This window comes from Streptomyces sp. PH10-H1, assembly GCF_030063355.1.
In the GTDB taxonomy this organism is placed as follows: Bacteria; Actinomycetota; Actinomycetes; order Streptomycetales; family Streptomycetaceae; genus Actinacidiphila.
Genome location: NZ_JASISZ010000185.1, coordinates 1 through 2,457 on the forward strand (window position 1 = coordinate 1; position 2,457 = coordinate 2,457).

Consider the following 2,457-nt stretch of genomic DNA (forward strand, 5'->3'; position numbering starts at 1 on the left):
GGGTCCTAAAGGGCCTTAAATGAATTCCTTTCGGAATTCCAAACCCCCCATGAATTCCCCTTCGGGGAATTCGTTGTGATTTATGTCGTGCCCCGTTGGGGCACTTGGTTGGGGTGTTTGCATTCCCTTTCAGGGAATTTGTGTTGTGTTTGATTTCGGTTTTCCTTTCCCGTTGGTCAAGGGAAAAACGTTTTGAATGCGCTTCGCGCATTCGGGTTTGCTTTATTCCCTCTTCGCGGGAACACCAGTTTTCTGTTGTGCTCCTATTGGTGTGATGGTGGGAATTCCGCTTCGCTGCATTCCTTTTTATTGGGTGTTTTCTTTCCCGAACGCTTCGCTTTTCGGGGTGGGTGCCGTGTCTGTCCGGCGGGGTGGTGGGTGCGAGGGGGTGCGGTGGGTGCATCACGTCCTGACCTGTGTAGTTACTGGGGTTTCGCTCCACTGGCCCGGGGGCCGGCCTCTCCTGTCGCGGGGTGGAGCTCGGGGGCCGGCGCCCGGGTGTGCCCTTTGCGGAGTTCCCGGATCGGGCGTGTCTGCCTTGGTTTGGTGCGGGCTTCGGGCTGCGGGTTGGAAATGATGCAGATGTAGTTTTGGCGAATATTGGGGACGCCCTCGGGGTGCTGGCCGTGTGCCGGGTCTGCCGGTTGAAGTTGGGGTCTGAGCCGGTGTCAGGTGATGCACCGTGTAGGACTGATCCCGTTCCGGGATTGGGTGGTGGGTGTCCCGGTCCCGCAATTGTATCGCGTTTATGGGTCACGGATTATTGATGGGTTCGCGGAGGTTGTTCGGTGGATTGCTTTCCGCTTCGAGGTGGTGTGTGCATGTGCCATACGCTGCTCTATTTGACGCTTAGTTAGGTAGAAATGGAATGGTGAATTGAAGGTGTGGAATGGGTGGGGGTGGGTTGGGCGGGGTTCGGGGAGAAGGGCGGGGTAGCCCTTCGGGACACCCCGGAGACGAGACACCCGCGCCCTCTTCGGGGCCTGACCGAGGGGGTGTTCAGGGGCCGGCCATCCAGCGTCCCCAGCAACCAGCGCCGGCCCCCGCCGGTGGCGGTTGAACAGCGGCGCTGCGCAGCCCCGTTCCAGCTTGCAAACCGCAAAAGCCCGGCTCAGGCCAACCGCAACAGGCAAGGGTGCCGCTGGCTACCTGCCTGACAAGGACCCCACCCCAGCCCTTGTGATGCTCATCACAGACACATTTGCCCCGGACATACCCATAACGAGAAGGGCGGCACACCGGACTAAATCCGCAGAACCGCAGTTCACGGCTGTCTAAAGGCGCGGCGGCACGCCCGGTGCGCTCCGGCCTTCGCGCGTCCAGACGGGAGGTAAAGGCACCCCCGTTCCGTCCCTAGACCGCACCTACCGACACCTCTACCAAAGCAACACGCCGCCCACGGCCCGAACCTCCCCGGAGTTCGGGCCTCTGCCATGCCCGCGCCGCCAGCTCTCCCACCCGGTCGACGCCGGGGTTGCGCGGCTAACCCCCGCCCTCTCTACGGTCCGGCTCATCCAGAACCTGCAAGGCAGCTCCCCCTGTCGGGACGTCCCCGGTCTGCGCCAAGGGCTGAGAACGCGACTTCGACGCAAGCCCGCGCCAAGGGCCTGGATCCCCAAGGGGTTCAGGCCATCGCCACACCTGCCTGTCCCGCCACCCGGTCCTCGAAGGAGCCCCACATGCCGCTCGCCCGCACCGCCTTGGCCTCACTACCCGCCCTGCCCGTCGGAGCAGCCGCCGTGTTCGAGCACAGCGCGGTGTACGCGCTGGCCGCGCTTGCGCTGTGGTCAGTCCTCGCGAACCTGCCCGCCCTCGTCGACGTCGCCGCGCGCTGGGGTGCCGATCGGCCGCGGCGAGAGCGGGAACGGATCGGGAACCAGGCGCTGCGTCAGATCGGGCAGACCGATCCCGAGCGAGTGGTGGCGCTGCTTGCCGGGTTGCCGCCCCTGGCCAATGCGTTCGGACACGAGCCGTCCGCGGCAGAAGGGCCCGCCCCGCCCGAACCCGTCGCCCCGACGGGTGATGCGCCAGCGGGCGGAACGGCAGCCGGTGGGTGACCGAACGGGGTCTGATCACCCCGTGACACAGATACCGCTGAACAGTTCGAGCTGTGTCATCGAACCCCTGTTTCCCCAGGTGGTGAGCGATGGCTACGTCACTGTTCATCTGTGTCATCAGATCGGGCGCACCCTCCGGCGCCCGGGACGTCAGTACACAGGTACACGGGTACACAGGTCAGCGCGCCCACCTGGTGAAACAGGGCTCCCAGTACACAGGTACACAGGTCCTCACCGGGCCTGACCCCCAATCCCCCAATCCCCCAGTGGGCTCCGCCACCTGGGCAAACAGGGGTTCTATCCCCCAATAGGTTGGGGGATTGGGGGATTGGGGGCGGTGCCGTGAACCCGTCCTCGCATCCTTCGGAGCCCGGCCGGGTGATCTGGCGGCGGGCGGGGT

Annotated in this window: 1 protein-coding gene; it reads left to right on the forward strand. The window is 64.6% G+C overall.

Annotated features, from left to right (window positions below):
- Positions 1 to 1,679: 1,679 nt before the first annotated feature.
- Positions 1,680 to 2,057, forward strand: a complete 378-nt coding sequence (locus tag QMK24_RS41025) for a hypothetical protein (protein ID WP_283472012.1) — start codon at positions 1,680 to 1,682, stop codon at positions 2,055 to 2,057.
- Positions 2,058 to 2,457 lie beyond the last annotated feature (400 nt).

Coding starts and splice junctions, on each gene's coding strand:
- QMK24_RS41025 (WP_283472012.1), top strand. CDS start 1,680: ATGCCGCTCGCCCGCACCGCCTTGGCCTCACTACCCGCCCTGCCCGTC.